Origin of the sequence: Acinetobacter sp. CIP 101966 (assembly GCF_000369725.1) — a bacterium.
Taxonomy (GTDB): Bacteria; Pseudomonadota; Gammaproteobacteria; order Pseudomonadales; family Moraxellaceae; genus Acinetobacter; species Acinetobacter lwoffii_Q.
In genome coordinates, this window is record NZ_KB850160.1 from 573796 (window position 1) to 590812 (window position 17017).

General features: G+C 39.9%; 23 protein-coding genes and 1 pseudogene. 13 read left to right on the plus strand and 11 right to left on the minus strand.

Annotated features, from left to right (window positions below):
• The 10 genes and pseudogenes from F891_RS18295 to F891_RS08850 all read left to right on the plus strand — a co-directional run bounded on the left by F891_RS18295 (position 1) and on the right by F891_RS08850 (position 5360).
• The gene (locus F891_RS18295; protein WP_005262034.1) at positions 1 to 435 is read left to right on the plus strand and encodes a hypothetical protein; all 435 of its coding nucleotides are present in this window, start codon (positions 1 to 3) and stop codon (positions 433 to 435) included.
• A gap of 11 nt (positions 436 to 446) precedes the next feature.
• Positions 447 to 1367, plus strand: coding sequence for a recombinase RecT (locus F891_RS08815; RefSeq protein WP_005262036.1), 921 nt, complete (start codon positions 447 to 449; stop codon positions 1365 to 1367).
• Positions 1364 to 1864 (plus strand): annotated as a pseudogene (locus tag F891_RS08820) (hypothetical protein); the annotation flags it as partial. The gene F891_RS08815 and the pseudogene F891_RS08820, both read left to right, overlap by 4 nt.
• A gap of 88 nt (positions 1865 to 1952) precedes the next feature.
• Entirely contained in the window at positions 1953 to 2972 is a 1020-nt protein-coding gene (istA, locus tag F891_RS08825; protein ID WP_005263221.1) for an IS21-like element ISAba8 family transposase, read from the plus strand.
• Positions 2972 to 3745, plus strand: a complete 774-nt coding sequence (istB, locus tag F891_RS08830; protein WP_001053379.1) for an IS21-like element ISAba8 family helper ATPase IstB — start codon at positions 2972 to 2974, stop codon at positions 3743 to 3745. The genes istA and istB overlap by 1 nt, the downstream gene beginning before the upstream one ends.
• Positions 3746 to 3826: 81 nt before the next feature.
• A complete protein-coding gene (locus F891_RS18095; RefSeq protein ID WP_005263222.1) occupies positions 3827 to 3982 on the plus strand; it encodes a hypothetical protein in 156 nt (51 codons plus the stop codon).
• A gap of 20 nt (positions 3983 to 4002) precedes the next feature.
• The gene (locus tag F891_RS08835) at positions 4003 to 4386 is read left to right on the plus strand and encodes a hypothetical protein (protein WP_034439552.1); all 384 of its coding nucleotides are present in this window, start codon (positions 4003 to 4005) and stop codon (positions 4384 to 4386) included.
• Positions 4386 to 4760 (plus strand): hypothetical protein, encoded by a 375-nt coding sequence (locus F891_RS17410; RefSeq protein WP_005263224.1) that lies wholly within the window; start codon positions 4386 to 4388, stop codon positions 4758 to 4760. Before F891_RS08835 ends, F891_RS17410 begins: the two co-directional genes overlap by 1 nt.
• Positions 4753 to 5067 (plus strand): hypothetical protein, encoded by a 315-nt coding sequence (locus tag F891_RS08845; RefSeq protein WP_005263225.1) that lies wholly within the window; start codon positions 4753 to 4755, stop codon positions 5065 to 5067. The genes F891_RS17410 and F891_RS08845 overlap by 8 nt, the downstream gene beginning before the upstream one ends.
• Positions 5067 to 5360, plus strand: coding sequence for a hypothetical protein (locus F891_RS08850; protein WP_005263226.1), 294 nt, complete (start codon positions 5067 to 5069; stop codon positions 5358 to 5360). Before F891_RS08845 ends, F891_RS08850 begins: the two co-directional genes overlap by 1 nt.
• Here F891_RS08850 and F891_RS08855 read toward each other — a convergent pair.
• Both F891_RS08855 and F891_RS08860 read right to left on the minus strand, forming a co-directional pair.
• Entirely contained in the window at positions 5353 to 6372 is a 1020-nt protein-coding gene (locus tag F891_RS08855) for a tyrosine-type recombinase/integrase (protein WP_005263227.1), read from the minus strand. The two genes, F891_RS08850 and F891_RS08855, sit on opposite strands and share 8 nt — an antisense overlap.
• A gap of 301 nt (positions 6373 to 6673) precedes the next feature.
• Positions 6674 to 6895, minus strand: coding sequence for a hypothetical protein (locus F891_RS08860; RefSeq protein ID WP_005263230.1), 222 nt, complete (start codon positions 6893 to 6895; stop codon positions 6674 to 6676).
• A gap of 178 nt (positions 6896 to 7073) precedes the next feature.
• Between F891_RS08860 and F891_RS08865 the strand changes: the two genes are divergently transcribed.
• Positions 7074 to 7289, plus strand: a complete 216-nt coding sequence (locus F891_RS08865) for a hypothetical protein (RefSeq protein ID WP_005263231.1) — start codon at positions 7074 to 7076, stop codon at positions 7287 to 7289.
• Positions 7290 to 7986: 697 nt separating this feature from the next.
• Here F891_RS08865 and F891_RS08875 read toward each other — a convergent pair.
• From F891_RS08875 to F891_RS08890, 4 genes are all read right to left on the minus strand, one after another.
• A complete protein-coding gene (locus tag F891_RS08875; RefSeq protein WP_005106643.1) occupies positions 7987 to 10626 on the minus strand; it encodes a bifunctional aconitate hydratase 2/2-methylisocitrate dehydratase in 2640 nt (879 codons plus the stop codon).
• 297 nt (positions 10627 to 10923) lie between these two features.
• Entirely contained in the window at positions 10924 to 11193 is a 270-nt protein-coding gene (locus tag F891_RS08880; protein ID WP_005263233.1) for a hypothetical protein, read from the minus strand.
• 208 nt (positions 11194 to 11401) lie between these two features.
• Complete coding sequence (locus tag F891_RS08885; protein ID WP_005103441.1) at positions 11402 to 11761, minus strand: hypothetical protein; 360 nt, start codon at positions 11759 to 11761, stop codon at positions 11402 to 11404.
• A 112-nt stretch (positions 11762 to 11873) separates the two neighbouring features.
• Positions 11874 to 12308 carry an I78 family peptidase inhibitor gene (locus tag F891_RS08890; RefSeq protein WP_005263234.1) on the minus strand — a complete coding sequence of 145 codons (435 nt, stop codon included), beginning with the start codon at positions 12306 to 12308 and terminating at the stop codon, positions 11874 to 11876.
• A 350-nt stretch (positions 12309 to 12658) separates the two neighbouring features.
• Between F891_RS08890 and xseA the strand changes: the two genes are divergently transcribed.
• Both xseA and xseB read left to right on the plus strand, forming a co-directional pair.
• The gene (gene xseA / locus F891_RS08895) at positions 12659 to 13930 is read left to right on the plus strand and encodes an exodeoxyribonuclease VII large subunit (RefSeq protein ID WP_005263235.1); all 1272 of its coding nucleotides are present in this window, start codon (positions 12659 to 12661) and stop codon (positions 13928 to 13930) included.
• Entirely contained in the window at positions 13920 to 14114 is a 195-nt protein-coding gene (gene xseB / locus F891_RS08900) for an exodeoxyribonuclease VII small subunit (protein ID WP_004278752.1), read from the plus strand. The genes xseA and xseB overlap by 11 nt, the downstream gene beginning before the upstream one ends.
• A gap of 229 nt (positions 14115 to 14343) precedes the next feature.
• Here xseB and F891_RS08905 read toward each other — a convergent pair whose 3' ends face one another.
• The 5 genes from F891_RS08905 to F891_RS08920 all read right to left on the minus strand — a co-directional run bounded on the left by F891_RS08905 (position 14344) and on the right by F891_RS08920 (position 16723).
• On the minus strand, positions 14344 to 14544 hold the full coding sequence (locus F891_RS08905; RefSeq protein ID WP_005247241.1) for a hypothetical protein: 201 nt from the start codon (positions 14542 to 14544) through the stop codon (positions 14344 to 14346).
• A gap of 652 nt (positions 14545 to 15196) precedes the next feature.
• The gene (locus F891_RS08910) at positions 15197 to 15484 is read right to left on the minus strand and encodes a hypothetical protein (RefSeq protein ID WP_005263236.1); all 288 of its coding nucleotides are present in this window, start codon (positions 15482 to 15484) and stop codon (positions 15197 to 15199) included.
• 159 nt (positions 15485 to 15643) lie between these two features.
• Positions 15644 to 15784 carry a hypothetical protein gene (locus tag F891_RS18100; RefSeq protein ID WP_004645377.1) on the minus strand — a complete coding sequence of 47 codons (141 nt, stop codon included), beginning with the start codon at positions 15782 to 15784 and terminating at the stop codon, positions 15644 to 15646.
• A gap of 157 nt (positions 15785 to 15941) precedes the next feature.
• Positions 15942 to 16211 carry a hypothetical protein gene (locus F891_RS08915; protein WP_005263238.1) on the minus strand — a complete coding sequence of 90 codons (270 nt, stop codon included), beginning with the start codon at positions 16209 to 16211 and terminating at the stop codon, positions 15942 to 15944.
• A gap of 308 nt (positions 16212 to 16519) precedes the next feature.
• Complete coding sequence (locus F891_RS08920; RefSeq protein WP_005103450.1) at positions 16520 to 16723, minus strand: hypothetical protein; 204 nt, start codon at positions 16721 to 16723, stop codon at positions 16520 to 16522.
• Between the last annotated feature and the right edge of the window lie 294 nt (positions 16724 to 17017).

Genomic DNA, 17017 nt, shown 5'->3' on the forward strand with positions numbered 1-17017 from the left:
ATGAATGAATGGGATCGCCTCCGCGCTAGATACTCAAGTAAAGGCCAGTATTTAAATCGAAAGGTTTTATTTAAGCGTGGTGATTTTGAAGACTTCTCGAACTGGCTTGTGGATCAAGGTGCTGAGGTTTTATCTGAGCCTAAGCAAGATGAAGCTTTGCGTTTCAAGCTGAATGGTGAGCTTGGGATTGTTTACGGCAAAGGCTCTGGAAATCTGCTGGCCCATGATCTTGGATACAAGTATGACCAAGATCGCGGCTATGACGTTACTCGGCATAACGCAATGAATATGAACTGGAATCTGCCAGCCAAAAAGCAGATACCCGGCACACCTAAGAATGATGTGGCGACTTTTGAATATTGCTACTCGTGCAAAGACATTCAGGAACTTTGCGGTGATCAGTGTTCAGTTTGTCATAGCTACATCAAATTTTAAGGAATAAGAATATGAATGCACCAGTAAAAAAAGAAAATCAGATCGCTGAACACGACCCAAAATCAATCAAGGCTTACGTGTCTGATGCAAAAATCCGTCAAAAATTTGAAGAAGTGCTTGGTAAAAAAACTCAAGGCTTCTTGGCTTCGGTGATGCAGGTAGCAAACCAGCCACAACTTAAAGGTGCAGTACCAGCAACTGTAATCAATGCGGCAATGATGGCAGCAACACTTGATTTGCCAATCAATAACAACCTTGGCTTTGCTTACATTGTTCCATACAAGCGCAAGTTCAAAGATGCTCAAGGCAAGTGGTCTGAGTCTTTAGAGGCTCAATTCCAGATGGGATACAAAGGCTTTATTCAGTTGGCACAGCGTTCAGGCCAGTTTGCACGTATCGCTGCAACGCCAGTGTATGAAGGCCAATTGATTTCAGCCAATCCTCTACTTGGTTATGAGTTCGACTGGACTATTCCAAATCAGGGTGAAGCTATTGGTTATGTGGCTTTCTTTAAACTGCTGAATGGTTTTACAGCTGAGCTTTACATGAGTACTGCTGATGTGAAAAAGCATGCTGGGAAATATAGCCAGTCATTCAAATATGGTTCTGGTGTCTGGAAGGACAACTTTGAATCTATGGCCCTTAAGACTGTGACTAAACTTTTGCTATCAAAACAGGCACCACTTTCAATTGAGATGCAGACAGCACAACTTGCAGATCAAGCAATTGTTCGCGATGTAGAGACCAATGATTTTGATTATATCGACCATAACGAGTCGGTAGGCGCAATCGAAACTAAGATGACTGTTCCAGATGCTGAGTTTCCAGTGCTTCTTGAGCAAATCAAAGGTGGTGCATTCGAGAAAGATTATGTGCTGAGTGAGTACGCGCTGACAGATGCGCAACGTCAAGCTGTGGAGGTGCTGCCATGAAGCTATTCCGCTGTTCCTCCTTGAGCAACTTGATTGGTACGCCAAAGCTTAAAAGCGAAGTGCTTACAAGTGATGCTAAGAACTCCATTCGCAAGATTGTGAAAGAAGATCTTTATGGCTTCCGATCATTCACCGGCAACCAGTACACGGCTAAAGGGAATTTGCTTGAAGATGTGGCGATTGAAATGTCTGGAAAGATGCGATTTCGCAAGCTTATAAAACATGTTGGTCGGGTCAGTAATGACCTGATCACTGGTGAGTGTGATGTGCTGGATCTGGAACGCAAGCTGATCATTGACACGAAATGCACCTGGGATATTGGCACCCATCCCTTCTTTGTTGATGAAGCAATGGAGAAGGTTAAAAAAGCAGGCTATGACGTTCAGATGCAAGCCTACATGTGGCTGTATGAATGCGAAGTTGCTGAGGTGGATTTCTGGTTATTCCCCACTCCACTGGAACTCACAAAGGATTGGGATGATCGAGAGCAGTTGATTTGTTAGCGGCAGTGTAAAAATGACCCCCTAATGGCATTTAAAAACTGACCCCCTTGGTTAATATAGCGGTCATTTTGGACTGCTCAATATGTTAACTTTGGAGCAAGCAGTGACAATCCAAATACTTCATCAACAAGGTAAATCTATTAAAGCCATTACTCGTGAACTGGGGGTGTCCAGAAATACTGTGCGTAAATATTTACGGCAAAACACCACACCTCAGTATCAGCGTATACAGCCTAGAATAAGTATCCTTGACCCATATAAACCCTATTTACTCCAACGTGTAAACGCAGCTCATCCTGAATGGATTCCTGCTGTTGTGCTCTACCAGGAAATTTTAAGGTTGGGATATCCAGGAAAGATCAGGATCTTGAGGGAATATCTTGCAACATTAAAACCAGTTGCTCAACCGGAACCGATCATTCGTTTTGAAACCCAACCTGGCCAACAAATGCAGGTGGATTTCACCACAATTCGACGCAACAACACGACTTTAAAAGCCTTTGTCGCAACATTAGGGTATTCCAGAGCGACTTTCGTGAAATTTTATGATCATGAACGTACGGATGCATGGATCGATGGTCTAGAAAATGCATTTCAGTTTTTTGTAGGAGTACCTCAAGAAATCCTGTTTGATAACGCTAAAACGATCATGATTGAACGGGATGCCTATCAGGAGGGGCAGCATAAATGGAACCCCAAACTGCTCGACTGCGCCAAGAAATACAGCTTTCGTCCTCGCGTATGTAAGCCCTACCGTGCACAGACCAAAGGCAAAGTTGAACGCTTTAATGGATACCTCAAATCAAGCTTTATTGTGCCATTAAAAGCAAGCCTGAAGACTTCGGGTTTACTGTTAGATGTTGATGTCGCCAATGCCCATATTGGCCGGTGGCTGCATGAAACCGCCAATCAGCGGATTCATGCCACCACGCAAGAAAAACCGGCTGTTCGACTGCAACAGGAGCAGCAAAAATTTACGCCATTACCGCAATCAGATACAGGTTCCAGCACTGTACCTGTTGCAGCAGCAGAGCATGTCATGCCCTACGAGAGTTTGCAGCATCCCTTATCGGTATATGACCAGTTGCTGGGAGTTTCCTGATGAATCTGCAATACGACCGTATAGAGCAGCTTTGCCAAAAGCTCAATCTGCCTGCCATCGCATCACAATGGTCACATCATGCACAACAAACATTAGGTCAGGATGGAAGTTATGCCGACTTTGTTGAAGCGATCTTGACGCATGAATATGCTGCCAGGCAACAGCGCAGCCAGCAGGTACTGATGAAACTCTCAGGCCTGCCTCAAGTCAAAACCCTGGAAGACTATGATTTTAATTATGCCCTAGGGGCCCCTAAATCACAGGTGATTGAACTGTTCAATCTGAGCTTTATTGCTAGAGCAGAAAATGTGGTGTTTCTCGGGGCTAGCGGAGTAGGAAAAACGCACTTATCTATGGCATTAGGCTATAAGGCCATCATGAACAACATTAAGATCAAGTTCATTACCGCCGCCGATCTCATGCTGCAACTAAGTACAGCCTACCAGCAAGGTAAACTGAAAACCTATATGCAACGTGCGGTACTGGGACCAAAGTTACTGATTATCGATGAAATTGGTTATTTACCGTTTGGACGTGAAGAAGCGAATCTGTTCTTTAACGTGATTGCCAAGCGTTATGAAAAAGGCAGTACGATATTGACGAGTAACTTACCCTTTAGCCAATGGTCTAAGTCATTTGCGGATGATGTTACGTTGACCGCTGCGATGTTAGATCGGCTATTACATCACTGTCATGTGGTACAGATATCGGGTGAGAGTTATCGTTTGAAGGATAAAAAAAGAATTGGGATTCAGCCGCAGGTTGAAACTTAATACGAGATCAAAGGGGTCAATTTTACTTCGCCATTTTTAAGGTAAAAGGGGTCAATTTTAAAATGCCGTTGACAGATTGACATGGTTGAAGCTATCGACATTCGTGAACGCCTGACCACTGTGACCATTGAGCGTGATGAATCCATCATCCAGAAGATCAAAGACAAAATTCCGCACTGTCAGGAGTATTACGCAAGGCTTATGTCTGAACGTAGCAAGGGAGTGAAAGCAGCATGAAAATTAAAGAAGGTGGTGGGATGGAAAAGAATAAATTGTGGTGCGTAGGAATCTGCCCTGAAGATGATAGTCCGCATGAACAGTCACCTGCTGCATCAAAAGAAATTGCTGAACGTGCTTTGGCTCGCTACAGAGCTATGACTAAAGCTGAAGGTAATCAGTTCATGATCGAATCATTTGATGAATACTTTCAGGTTCAAGAGTGGGAAGGCACAGCCGAAGCACATCAGGAACAAATGTTTTATACAGAAGACTGGTTTAAAGAGCCGATGTACCAGTGCAAAAACATGCAACAGGCTGAACAAGTATTTAAGTACGGTGAAATCGTGCACTGCTACAAAGATGATGCTGAGTTCATTACTTCTGATTTTGATGAAGCCAAGCGCTTCTATGAGGTGGCGTGATGACTGAAATTCAAAATATTGATTTAAGACGCGGTGATTTTGAAGGAATGCACCCAAAAGCAAAACTGTTTGGCTTTGATGAAGATAAAAAGCTATACACCGGAGATGGTGTTGAGAGCATTAACGACCAGTGGACGACTTGGTGCGCGTGTATTGGTATGTTGCACTTGGGTGGTAAGGAAGCCCAAGCGGTGCCGGAAGGGTTTGTTTTGGTTTCTGCTGAGCAAATGAGCCAATGGGGCCACATGGCTAATTGTGCTGAGGAATATGGGTGTCCTGAGTGTTATGAGTCCAGAGGGTATGCGCATAGTTTGGCTTGTGAAATTAATGCTTATTTCAATGTAAGTGAAGCACAGGAGCCAACCAATGACTGAAATTCAATTAACCAATGTGCAGTTCGCCCAGCTTCAGATCGACAACCTTGTGGCCAAAGATAAGCCATACAACGAAACATGGTCTGCCGGTGATGTTGGTTCATTCAATGCGATTTTAAACGCGGTGGATTTTGACAATGAGTTCATGTGTCACATGCGCGGTTGGTCACGTCAACGAGTTAAGAGTGGTACTGGTGGGATTATCACGGTAGATGAAAGTAATGCGGATAAGTTGTATCACCTATTTACTTGTTATTTGAGCAAGTTGCCGAGTGGTGTGGTGAAGAGTTTGGGGGAGGTAAGCTGATGGGAGCACTTAAGTACACCATTACGGTTGAAGCTGATGTTGAGCCTCAACTTTATCTTGGACAGAGCATCTTTGGTGGGAAAATTGTTCAACTTAAGATGGAGGATTTGCCAGCTTTGGTTCCAGTGTCGTGGTTGGTTGAAAAATATGGATTAACCAAAACCACAATCATCAAAAAGCTTGAAGGCTATAACCAAGGAACTGAAGGTAAGCATCTTTATGAAACCAAGGTGGCCATGATGATCCTATTAAAGCCACAAAGAAATAAACGCGGAGCAAAACGGGTCAATTAGACCCGTTCAGCATCTCACTGATTTCGCTTGCCGTGGGATTATAATAAGTATTAATCAAAATACCGGCAGTCTTGTGACCGGTAATTTTCATTAGAATCTCAATTGGCACCTTTCTTAATTTAACCAATCTGGTAATACCTTCATGTCGGGTATCATGGAAATGTAATTCTTTGATATTCGCCTTTTTCACCCTTTTACTAAACGTATTTTGAAAAGTGCTGCTGCTTATATCAATTAGCTTGTCGGATCCATTGTCTGGAATTAGTTTTAATAACTCTTTCGCACTATCCATCAATGGCACATCACGCGAGTGGCCATTCTTGGTGTCAGGCAGATGGATATAGTCTTTATGGATATTCGACCTTTTAATGGATAGTATCTCCCCTTGCCGCATAGTTGTTTCAATAGCAAAAAGAAAAGCCCAAGCGATAAAATGCTGTATCTCGGTTGGAATCTGCCCTCTCTCATAATTATGAGCCTCTAGCACCAAATCAATTTCAGCATTGCTTATGCGTCGATTTCTCGATTTTGGCTGAGATGGTTTGCTAACCATGGAGAACGGATTGCTTTCAATAAGGAAAAGCTCTTTCTGGGCATAAGTGAAGATAGCTGAAAACAAAGATATATCGCGAAGTACAGTACCAACACTCACGCTTTTTAATCTTGAGTTGCGCCAGTCAGTCAGAATTTGTGGCGTAATGTCGTGCACTGACATTTCCGAGATAACAGGATAAGTATCAAGAAATTGTTTAATTGAAATCCTGATGGTTCTGCTGGACTTCTTGTGCCTTCCAATTTCCTCATAGTACTTATGCATTAGTGCGGAAAATGGATAATGTTGTTTGACTTCGCTTTGATTTTTATTTTGCTCAGTTTTTAATTCTAGAATTTTGAGCATGGCCCATTGCTCACATTCCTTTTCAGTGTCTCGCGTAGCACTGATGCGCTTACCGTTAAACATCAGCTCAATGCGGTATGACTCTCCACGTTTCCTTGCTTTTGGTAGTCTCATTTCTGGCGTAATCTTGGCGTAAATAGTCTTTCATCTTAACTTATTTTTCGTCCAAAACGTCCAATATGTTCAATTAGAATGGATTTAAGAAGAAGTTTTTAAGGTGTATCATGTTATTCATTTTTATTTAATTTGTTGTTTTATATAGTCTTATTAAATAACCCCATAGAATATTATTATAATTCAGCTATTTGGGATAGCACTTAACCATGGGGCTTTTTATTGTCTGAACATTTTAAAACGTATATAAAAATAGGCTGACGATAACACCAACCCATGTCTTTCTTTATCGAATTAAATATTATTTTGACTCAATGTCATAGACCCAGTTTCGTGCCTGTTTGTCTGTGGTCGTTTCACAAACGTAGTAGTCGTGATCCCATGAATCAGAATGGAATATTTCCCTTTTGGTATAGGTGACATTTTTGCCTTTTTCGACGCAGATAAAGCTGTCACCTTGGTCTTTGACCTGCGTTCCGTTGAGGAAACCACCAATACAGAGGAAGCGGGATTGTTTTGCCATTTGGTTAGATCAACTTTTAAATCATTTTTCAATATGGGGATTAAACGATGTATTTAATAAAGTGTAAAGTATCAATATGGTAGCTCATTAAAAAGAAGTAAGAGATAAGGTTATTTGGAATATGCAATACGAAAAAGTTAAAATAGAAAATATGAAAAAGACAGTCAACGATTAAAATATGAAAATATCGCGTTTATGTTGGATATGTAACATTAATATTGCAGATACTGCTGAACATGCTTTAAAAAAAACAGATATTGTTCGTGCTTATGGTAAAGGTTCTTATCATAATTTAGGGGAAAAACAACCAATTCATTTTAAAAATGGAAAGCAAACCAAACTTCAGGGTGCAAACTCTGATGTAATTAAAAATCCGAAAGATTTATGCAAGTAATGCAACAATACACTAACGCAACCTTATGACTTTGCATATGACAAATTCATTCAATATGTCATAAATAATTGTGATTTAATTTTAGAAAGACGCTTTATTGATTTTGAAGAAATATATGGAGCTAATTTCCCCTCTCAACAAACCAATTTATTTAAATATTTTATAAAGTCTTTTGGTTGCAGAATTTATGCAAATCCAAATTTTGAAGTTCCTATAGATGTAGTTGAAATAATCAAAAATGATTTGAATCACTTTACAACTGGTTTAAAAATCACAATGAGTATAAATAATGAAGTTATAAATAAATTCGGGAATCACTGTTTCCATTTTGTAGGAAAGACTGAAATGCATTACTACAATTTAACAAATAACCCAAATCAATTTGGTTTCAGTTTCAGCGAACATATAGGTTGGTTTTTTATCAATTATTATCTTATAGATATCAATGAACGAAGTGGCACTGAATGGATTGCTAACCGAAAGGTTTTATTCATAGGTGAATTAGAAGAATTTAATTTTATTAAATAATTTCAGTTATCAGTTTTGAGATTGGTTAAATTTTACAATAATATTAACTAGATAAGGGCTGATTACTCAGCCCTTATCTTATACCGCTTATTTCTTAATTAACAAAGCAAATCATAGATTTGCTCTTGCGCTAGGGAAAAGCCTTTCGGCTTTTCTTAGTCCTAGCTCATTAAGTCAACTGAGCAGCAGCAATTTTCTTCGTATCAACGTCTTTAGCAGCGTTAGTATATTCGCTCATCTTGTCAAAGCTTAAGTATTGATAGATGTCAGCTGACATGCTGTCAATTTGAGCTGCGTACTGTTGGTATTCTTCTGGAGAAGGCAATTTACCCAATACAGCAGCAACAGAAGCAAGTTCAGCAGAAGCTAAGTAAACGTTAGCACCTTGACCTAAACGGTTCGGGAAGTTACGCGTAGAAGTCGATACACAAGTCGTGTTCGGAGCTACACGTGCTTGGTTACCCATACATAATGAACAACCTGGCATTTCAGTACGCGCGCCAGCTTTACCATAAATGTTATAGAAACCTTCTTCCATCAATTGATGTTCGTCCATACGCGTCGGTGGAGCAATCCACAAACGAGTTGACAACGCACCACCTGGAACTTTCTCAAGTAACTTACCAGTTGCACGGAAGTGACCGATGTTCGTCATACAAGAACCAACGAATACTTCGTCAATTTTCGCGCCTTGAACGTCAGAAAGAAGTTTCGCATCATCTGGATCGTTCGGGCAGCAAAGAATAGGTTCTTTGATGTCTGCAAGATCGATTTCATACACTTTCGTGTATTCAGCATCAGCATCAGCTTTGATCAGGCTTGGGTTAGCCAACCATTTTTCCATGTTCTCAACACGACGAGCCATCGTACGCGCATCGCCATAACCTTCAGAAATCATCCACTTCAACATGGTGATGTTTGAACGAAGGTATTCAGCAACTTTCTCTTCAGAAAGTGTGATAGAACAACCTGCAGCAGAACGTTCAGCAGAAGCATCAGAAAGTTCGAACGCTTGCTCAACAGTCAGGTCAGTTTCCATTTCTGTTAAGTCGATCTCAAGGATACGACCAGAGAAGATGTTTTTCTTACCTTTCTTCTCTACAGTTAAGTCACCTTCCTTAATTGCGTAGTAAGGAATTGCATGTACAAGGTCACGTAGAGTGATACCAGGCTGCATTTTACCTTTGAACTTCACAAGTACAGATTCAGGCATGTCTAATGGCATAACACCAGTTGCTGCAGCGAACGCTACAAGACCAGAACCCGCCGGGAATGAAATACCGATTGGGAAACGAGTATGCGAGTCACCACCAGTACCAACAGTATCCGGAAGAAGCATACGGTTTAACCAAGAGTGAATAATACCGTCACCTGGGCGTAAAGACACACCACCACGGTTCATGATGAAATCAGGAAGCGAGTGTTGCATTTGAACGTCAACTGGTTTTGGATACGCAGCTGTATGACAGAAAGATTGCATAACAAGGTCAGCAGAGAAACCTAGGCAAGCCAAGTCTTTCAATTCGTCACGCGTCATTGGACCTGTTGTATCTTGCGAACCAACAGTAGTCATCTTAGGTTCACAGTAAGTACCTGGAAGTACACCTTGACCTTCAGGAAGACCACAAGCGCGACCAACCATCTTCTGAGCTTGAGTGAAACCTTTACCAGTTGCAGCAGGTTGAACCGGAGTACGGAACATTGTAGATACTGGAAGACCTAAAGCTTCACGAGCCTTAGTCGTCAAACCACGACCAACGATCAGGTTAATACGACCGCCAGCACGTACTTCGTCTAGAAGAACTGGAGTTTTAAGTTCAGCTTCAGCGATTTGCGCGCCGTCTTTGAACGCAGTTACTTTAGCAGCAGCGTGATCGATCTTAAGAACGATTTCATCGCCCATGTTCATGTTGGCAACATCGATCTCGATCGGTAACGCACCAGCATCTTCCATCGTGTTGAAGAAAATTGGAGCGATTTTAGAACCTAGGCAGTAACCACCGTCTTTTTTGTTCGGGATGTGCGGAATGTCGTCACCGAAGAACCAAAGTACAGAGTTAGTTGCAGATTTACGAGATGAACCTGTACCAACAACGTCACCAACGTAAGCAACCTGGTTGCCTTTCGCGATCAATTCTTTAATTTGGTTAAGTGGACCCACTTCACCAGGAACTTCTGGATTGATCCCGTCACGTACGTTTTTCAACATTGCATTTGCGTGCAATGGAATGTCTGGACGGCTCCAAGCGTCTTGTGCAGGTGACAAGTCGTCAGTGTTGGTCTCGCCAGTTACTTTGAAAACAGTCAGTTTGATTTCTTCAGGAACGTCTTTACGGCTAGTGAACCATTCAGCGTCTGCCCAAGACTGCATAACTGCTTGAGCATTTGCGTTACCAGCTTTTGCTTTATCAGCAACGTCATGGAATGCATCAAATACAAGAAGCGTTTTTTTCAATGCTTCAGCTGCAAGTTCAGCAAGCTCAGCATTGTCTAAAAGTTCAACTAAAGGCGCTACGTTATAACCACCAAGCATAGTACCTAGTAAGTAAACAGCACGTTCTTTAGAAACGAGTGGAGAGGTTGCTTCGCCTTTTGCCAATGCAGCTAAGAACGCAGCTTTTACATATGCAGCTTGGTCAACACCTGCTGGTACACGGTTTTCAAGCAAATCTACCAAGTATGCTTCTTCACCAGCTGGCGGGTTTTTTAGTAGTTCAACTAATGCAGCTGTTTGGGCATCGTCAAGTGGCTTCGGTGGGACTCCGAGTGCGGCACGTTCTTCAACGTGTTGGCGGTAAGCTTCTAGCACAGTGTTATTCCTCTTTTTTAAAAAATTACTTATGAATTCCTGCTTATTCCAAGCTTCATAAATAATATGGACTCCGAAATTTTACTAAATTTCCAGTTAAAAGTTAATGCAACTCAAGTGTTTCTTCGTGATGCTCGTTATTTTATAACTAAATGATGCTCTTAATGATTATTCCATAATCAGTTACAGCTTACACCACACGAAACAAGCCCATGAATAGGCCCTTTTAACTGAATTTAATGCATAAAAAAGGCAACCCTGATGTTGCCTGATTTGACGTTAAAAAGATACTCCACCTTAGTGTACAGTGGTCGAGTTTAAATACTGCTGATATGAGTCTCGGCAGCCTTGGAATTTCACCACGCATTCATCTTCATAGGTGGTACTGTGATTATTGCTGGCAAAGGAAATATCAATCTGATAAAGCTTTTTATCTTGTTCTAGCATCTTCTTTAAAACGACTTTGTCACCAACGCTGAGTACATAGCGACTGCCGCCAATAATGACCACACCTTCTTCATCTTCCAGCAGTAGATCAGAATGATGCAAATATCTTACGACTTCCATATTGTGCTACTCCTTGGTTAGTTGGAGTTAAATTTATTATTCAATATAAAGATAAGTATTTCTATATTTTAGATTTAGAAATTGTCACAAAGTGTACATTTTGCTTAGGCTATTTCTATTTTTCAGTCTTTTGAAGATGTGTATATTTAAATACGTTTAATGGGAAATATGAGTTGAATGATTTTATGCAGATTTTAAAAACCGTTCCTTAGAACGGTTTGTAATCTGGTAATTCATCATGCGGTGTCGCAATACACTTTGCAGTAAATTCAGCGCGGACTTTTTCACGGGCTGCTTTTACATCTACCTTAATCTCTTCGGCTGGAATCGCATAGACTTCATCAATAATATTCAGGATAAAACCTTTGGTGGTTTCATCATCGATCTTGTTAGCATGCTCGATTGCTTTTTCTTTCTCAATCGCATTCTGACGATCCAGCATAATGGTACGCGCCGCATTACCGACGCTTCGACAATAACCTTGCCACTGCTCTTCAGGGGTTAAGGGTTTCTTCTCGGCACAACCGGCCAGCGCCAGCATAAACGATAAAGCCAATAACTTTTTCATGAATTTCTCCTTCCGAGGGGCAATATAAAAGATCGGGGAAGATTTGTCATTTCAAAATGCCAGTTGTATGGAATTAAAAAAGCCCACTAATGGGCTTTTTCATTTTGTGTAATTAACCACATGAAGCCTGGATAATCTTTTTGCTTGTAGGATCCACCGTTACAGTCACTCGTTCTTCACGATAATCCATCGTCACCGCTTGACCCGGCTCAACCATACGTACAATTTGTGCCTGGGTTTTCTGCTTGATTTGCGCTTCAGTCAAATTGGACTGACCCACCAATGCCGCTGCCTGATCAGCAATACATTTAGGTTGATTCATGTGCAGTAATTCCCACTCCTCGACCACCTGACCATTCTTTAAATGGCAATATCCGACCTGACCATTGCTTTCAGTACGAATCTCAAGCTTGCCACCCTGATTGACACAATAAGCGCTTGCAGGATTCGCTGAACCTATTTTAGGAGCTTCCGTCTCAGATTGCGGCGTGGTGGTACATGCGCTTAGAGCGAAAGCCAGCAAACCGAACAACATTGTTTTTTTCATGAGAGCCTATTCTTCTTCAATAATTCTTCACCAATTTAGCATATTTCCTTGTCCTTGCCAGAGACAAGTCTGTGTACATTTTTAACCGTACTTTTTCATTAAAAAATGGAAATAAGACCTTTGTAAATTAAGGACTTCAACGCTATAACTTCTTTCAATGAACAAGAAAAACAGAAGAGAAGAACCTCTACAAAATACGAAAATTCCGGATGAATAGTCTGAACCAAGTAATTATGCACCTCAATAGCATTGCATTGTCATTACATCAATCAAATATGACTTCACTTTTAGATTTGTGATCTGTGCTGGATTGATTTAATATTTGATTGAATTTTAAACTTTCTATTGGCATGACAGACGATCCTCAACTCTCCCTCAAGGAATATCTTGCTACGGTTCAGGAAGTGGTCAAACTCACTTTCGATACACCAGTATGGGTCAAAGCCGAAATTCGTAATCTAAGTATTAAAGCCGGCCATTATTATCTGGAGCTGGCAGAAAAAGAAGCCGATAGCGATCAGGTGATTGCCAGTTGCCGAGCAACCATCTGGAAATTTAGTGCCCAGAAAATTGTCACGCAGTTTGAATGTGAAAGCGGGATTGAGCTGAGTCGTGATCTGAAAGTGCTGATTAAAGTCAAAGCCAACTTTGATCCGCAATATGGCTTTTCTTTAAATATTGTCGAGATTGATTCGAGCTATACCTTAGGAGATATTGCCCGGCGTTATCAGCAGATTGTTGAGCGGTTGACGACTGAAGGACTGATTCAGCGCAATAGAAACTTGCCCAGTCCTTTTGACCTGAACCGGATTCTGGTGATTGCTCCCGAAAATGCAGCAGGCCTGGGAGATTTTAAAAAAGATGCCGATGCACTTCAACGTGCGCAGGTGTGTGAGTTTATTTACTACAGTGCGACTTTTCAGGGAAATACTGCCCCGCAAAGTATTATGCAAAATCTGGCGCAAGCGCTCAAACAATGGGCACAGACTTATAATACAGCACCGGATCTGATTGTGATTATACGAGGTGGTGGCGCAGTCAATGATCTGGCTTATTTGAATGATTATGATCTGGCTGCCCTGCTCTGTAAACGTTCGGTACCTGTCTGGGTCGGCATCGGGCATGAAAAAGACCGTACTATTCTGGATGAGATTGCGCATCGCTCCTTTGATACCCCGAGTAAAGTTATTGCTGGAATCCGCAATCATATCTTTGAACTAACCCAGGATGTCCTGAATTATCTACAGCGGATTCAGCGTTTATCTCAGCAACAGATTCAGGCTTATCAAAATCAGAATGATCAATTTTTGAAACTGATTCAAAGTCTGGCCAATAACCAGATTATGGATGCGCTGCAACGTCTGCAACAGATCAAGGCCAATACTGCCAGTCTGGCCCAACAGCATACCCTGCTCATCAATCAACAGCTCGATGCCCTGATGCGGGAAACGCTACTACAAAATCCTAAACATGTTTTATCCAAGGGTTATGCCATCGTGCGCCAGCAAGAACATATGGTTGCCTCTATTCAACAGATTCAGTCCAGCGATCTGGTTGAAGTCGAATTACATGACGGCATTTTTTCAGCACAACTTATACAGGTACTTCCTTATGAATCATGATACTTTGAGCTTCCAACAAGGCTATGACATCTTGAAAAAGAATGCGGAACTGCTCGAATCTCAGCAAGAACCGGATATTGATAACTTGATGAAAATCGTGGAAGAATCCATGACTGCCTATAAAGCTTGCAAGGCCCGGGTTGAAGCGGTTCAAACTGCTTTAAATGAGACGTTTAACGATTAATTGCACCCCATTTTAAATATCTTATTAGGCTATTTTGCTAGATTGAATTGACATAAAAGCTCTCATGAATGAGGGCTTTTTTATTAAGTGAAAAAAATCATTTCAATGACTATTTAAATTTTCTAGATGGGGATTTTGATCAATCCGCTCAATTCTAAATGGGAAATATTGTATTTTCATTCTCATCCACCAGACGATAAAAAAGCCCAATATTAAATTGGGCTTTTTATTACTCTTCAATTTCTATCGGATCACCGTCTTCAGGGCGAATATGACGCGTCCCATCATCCGCAGGATCAACACTAGAACCATCTTTGGTAATAGCATTGTACATTTCATCCTCTTTCTTATCATCGATAAATTCTTCATCTTCGAAATCTTGAGGCTCACTATCGTTGTCGAAGTTTAAAGGCTTTTCTTCATTTATCATGGCGATCCATCACTTATTTAACCAATAAAATATCATGCTTAAATATTTGAAAGATTCATTCAATAGTCAACGATGATCATTTGTGTAACTGAATAAACATAATAGTCATTGGAACATTATTTTCTACCGACAAAAAAATGCCTCCTTAGGGAAGGAGGCTGAAATTGGAAAGAAACTACAGCGATAGAATCTATTCATGAATTATATATAAACTTATAATTTATACATTAGCATAATATTACATTAATTTTTCAATTAAAAAGCCCGCTTACTCTTTCAAATAAGCGGGCTAGTGCTGTAGTCATTTTCTTCGTATTATTTGCGTCTTCTTGTTTTCGCAAAATGACTATAGCACTGTGAATTTATCAATAAAGTATAGGGAGTATTAATAAACTGTTCTCTTACATTTGCTTTAAGTTACTTTTCGTTCAATAAGCTGTACAAGTTAAAAAAGCCCACCTTTCGATGGGCCTTCCCCTTTATCACTTTTGCGCTGATTCAGATATGTTGTCAAAGTGAGCAACGACTAGAGAATAAGCAAGCTGTTGATAAAAATATATAAATACCCCATTAACATATAACAAAACTATAGTTTTATAAAAAATAACTATACTTATTGAAGTAATTGACGATTTTGACCTTCAAAGGCACTTTATAGCTGACTTAATTTGCTAGACATATAAGTTAAAAATAACGTCTTATCCTGAAAATTAGGCATTTCAAACACCCAAAAAATGTAATTTTTAGATCTCAATTTAAGTTTCACATTCACAGCCTTTACTTGAATTATTACATCCTCATGCTGCATTTCTGCGAATAATTCTAGAATCAAGGCAAAGAATCTGAGTTTGTTGACTGTGTTGTATTTTGTTGGCTTATATATTCTCAAGGCTTCAGAATATATAAGCTCGCACCATTCATTTCCACCTTCATCATCCATTAGCTCTCATTTAATTATTTAAAATAGATCACGAGGTAGGTTTATAACATGGTGGCTATAATTAAACTGCTTTTAATCTGAATATTAAAATTATAAATTTTTAGAAAATAAAAAAGCCCATCTTCCGATGAGCCTTTTTGGGAAATATATCGTGAAGAACTAAGCTGCAAATTCTTGCAGTACAAATCGTTTTACACTTTCATCAAAGTCAGGTTTTGAAAGAGCAAGCTTGCCATTCTTCATAGTTTTATAACAATAACTCGCTGCTACTCCCATACCAACCAAAGTCAACAACTTCATTGCTCACCTCTTTACTGGGAAGATTTGAATACAAAGTTATCATTCAAATTTGTAGTTTTCCAACTCAGTTTCGATTGTTTTCTGTACTACATGTTAATGAATGTATGAATAATAAATGAAAACCTGCCGTATGATGCGTTTGCTTAAAGTCTTTCAACTAGTGGTTAATTTGCGTATCTATCCAGTTAAGGAAATTTTCCTTATTGCTGAATTCTGGCATAGACCCTAAATTTATAGTTTCTTTAGCACCAAATTTTCCAGCGACAGTATTCGGTGCTTGAACTCTGAAATCCAAAGGATCACTTTCATGTAGAGTTCTAAAATATTCTACCGCTTTATCAAATTCACTTTTATCCTTAAAACCTGGTCGTTCCTTTAAAAAGTCATAAACTTGTTCTAGAGCTGGTAGATAATTATTTTTAGGCATTCTGTTTTCTCTAAAATAATGAGTTTTATGATGAAGACCTATTTTGAATGAATAATGATAAGAATATTCCCTTATTTCTTAGAGTTTATGTAAATTATGATGATTTGAGAGTTAAATCTAAATTCTGGAGTAAGCTGATAAAAAATGAGCGTAAACATACACTCATTTTTACTACATTTTCTGATGCATGCTTAACTGACCCGCATTGCTTTAAAATAAGGTCTATTTTATTGAACAAAGTGCAAATGTCGGCTGCTCTATCAGTAAAGATCAGATGCACTTTAAATGCGCCAGTTTAAGGTTCAAGCCTAATTAACGCTATGAATATCAAGTTCATCATTGGTGGTCAATACAACAGAAGCCAAAATTGGAATGCCCAAAATGAAAGGTACAGCGAAAATCCATAGAACTACGGTTACATCCGATTTAAAGAAAAATTGAATGGCTAATGCAGTCAAAATAAGTACAGAAAATAGAATCGCAGCAAAACGGATGATAAATTTAGTCGACATGCGAAGGTGCTCTTATGCGTGAAATCGTATTTTCAATATACACCTATTTTTATTATGGTTTTATTGATTTTCAGTCTGTTCTTGCATGTTTTAATTGATTTTCTATATGTGATAACTGAATTATACGACGAGCAGTTTTCTTCAGCATAAAAGCCCATCGTAAATTCAATGTTCACTCTCAACTCATTTGCCGTATATGTATAGGGTTGAATTTAGAGATCAATGCTTCCGCTGGTCCATAAATTAATCTACTTTATAGCCAATAAAATCTGTGTGCTGTCTCAGCATAAAAAA